A 1,951-nucleotide genomic window follows, 5' to 3' on the forward strand; every position below is an offset into this window, starting at 1 on the left:
AGTCTCGGTCATGGCGTATCGCTCTCCTCGAGAGGTTCTGGCAGGCTCGTCACCCGCCTCGATACGCCGCCTTCCTCACACCGTCATCACCCAGATTCCGCCATAGCTCCTGGCTGCAGTCGCCAGTCTGCTTGGCGCTCCGTCTACTTTTCGAAAGGTTCCCCAAAGCCCGTTGGAGGCGCATGAGATGCTTCTGAACGGGCTGCCGTCCAGAGCACTGTTACATCTGGTTGAGAACCTGGCGTTTCTTCGCTGGGACGACTCTTTCGCCAAAGCGATTGGAATGAGCCATCGCACCTACCAACGCCATGCCTCCGCGGGAGCCAAGCCACTCAGCCCAGAGCAAAGTGGGCGAACATGGAAGCTCGCGGAAGTCCTGGCGAAAGCAACCTCCATTTTCGGTTCCATGCAGGAAGCTGAGCAATGGTTGGAACGGCCGGCTATCGGCTTGAACCAGCATAAGCCAATCGATCTGTTGGCCACACCGGCTGGTGTTGAGTTGGTGGAAGATTTTCTCGTTCGACTTGAGCACGGTGTCTACGTGTGACGCCATTGCCTGGGGCGCTCGGCGGTACCGAGCTTGTCGCTTGGCGAATGGACCAAGCAACATACGCGGCCACATGGGACAGCGCTGATCGCGGTACAGGAGCGGTACTTAGAGTAGAAGGGATCTCGCGTCGGACGGCGGAACAATTTTAGGTAGAGTAAATCTACTTTTGCACGGCACCGAGCGAAGACCAGTCGACGGCGGCCATTGGATCAAAATATTTGTAGGAGAATCGCCTCAGAATGCCCATGAGCGCGTCAGCAACCGAACAGATGAGCGGAGGTTGAAAGGGTACTTGATGCGCGGCCCATCGTCTGGCGGAGTGGCGGACCTATCGAGGCATTACCTAATTGCTGAGGATCAGGACGGAGCGGGCGGCGACGGTGAAAGCGCCCGCCGCAATAGCTACCACCCGCACGATCAACTCGCTGCTCTCCTGCGGCCGTTCAACGCATTCAGCTATTGAGCGGCTCTCCTAACCGCGAGCCCCGGCAGCGCCGACCAAGTAAGAACCAGTCATCAAGGCCGCTGGCAGAAAAGACTATGTGGAGCGCAGGCACCCTAGACGATTTCGACGCCCGGCTCACTACCGGGGCCTACCCAATCTAAATTATCCTTCCTGGTTCGAATGCCACGTACTATGGCACCTTCGACGATGAGCCAGACATTGGGTGACAGGCCTTCCCCGATGACGACTGTGGCGTCCTGATCGGGAAGCCTTTGCAGCGTCTCCACAAGCTCTCGCACCTTCATGGCCGTCATCCAGCACGCGGAACTGTTGCTAGTCTTTTTCGACTTTTGCGAGCTAGCAATTGGCCGTTGGTACAACCTCGCGACAGCCTACGGCTTCCTGCCCCTTGCTTCTACCCCCGCCTCTCAATGAGGCTCTTCGGGGCCGGGGTGGGGGGGCAATGAAGCAACGTCAGCCGCGAAAAGCCACCCCGCTCTGGGTGTGGTTCGCGCTCGCTCTCGTGGCTTGTGGCATCGCGGCTGATGCGGCCGGCTACCTTAGTCTTCGGAAATGACGAGGGATCCAGTCGCCGTAAGGCGGGTGACAACGCCGTCAGTCCGGTGGATGCCCAACCGCTCGGCAAGTGCCACGAGTTCGGCCAATGACTGAACCTGCGTTTTCTCCATCACCCGTGAGCGATGCGCCTTGATAGTACGCTCTGTACAGCCCAGCACGTACGCTATCTGCTTGTTGAGATTGCCCCGAGCTACAAGTTCGAATACTTGCCGCTCTCGCGGCGTCAATGCAGCCAGACGGGCGCGATCCGCATCCAGCTTGCCCTTTTCCCCGTGGGTCGGTCAAAATCCCCCGGGTATGGTCACTTGAAACTCCCCCACCTGATGATCGCCGTCAGCGCCGCTGAACAGCAGTAGCCGGTCAGGCAGGACGTTTAT

The 1,951-nt window shown here is 58.8% G+C and carries 1 protein-coding gene and 3 pseudogenes; 2 read left to right on the forward strand and 2 right to left on the reverse strand.

Features of this window, described 5'->3' with window-relative positions:
• Positions 1-166: 166 nt before the first annotated feature.
• A pseudogene (locus tag QJT78_RS50745) lies at positions 167-547 on the forward strand (antitoxin Xre/MbcA/ParS toxin-binding domain-containing protein); the annotation flags it as partial.
• Positions 544-630 (forward strand): annotated as a pseudogene (locus QJT78_RS50750) (RES domain-containing protein); the annotation flags it as partial. The pseudogenes QJT78_RS50745 and QJT78_RS50750, both read left to right, overlap by 4 nt.
• A 478-nt stretch (positions 631-1,108) precedes the next feature.
• Here the strand turns inward: QJT78_RS50750 and QJT78_RS50755 are convergent.
• Together QJT78_RS50755 and QJT78_RS50760 are read right to left on the reverse strand one after the other, a co-directional pair.
• Positions 1,109-1,300, reverse strand: coding sequence for a hypothetical protein (locus tag QJT78_RS50755; RefSeq protein ID WP_038945956.1), 192 nt, complete (start codon positions 1,298-1,300; stop codon positions 1,109-1,111).
• A 255-nt stretch (positions 1,301-1,555) separates the two neighbouring features.
• A pseudogene (locus tag QJT78_RS50760) lies at positions 1,556-1,843 on the reverse strand (LuxR C-terminal-related transcriptional regulator); the annotation flags it as partial.
• Between the last annotated feature and the right edge of the window lie 108 nt (positions 1,844-1,951).

The organism is Bradyrhizobium sp. Mp27, from assembly GCF_029953005.1.
Lineage (GTDB): Bacteria > Pseudomonadota > Alphaproteobacteria > Rhizobiales > Xanthobacteraceae > Bradyrhizobium > Bradyrhizobium barranii.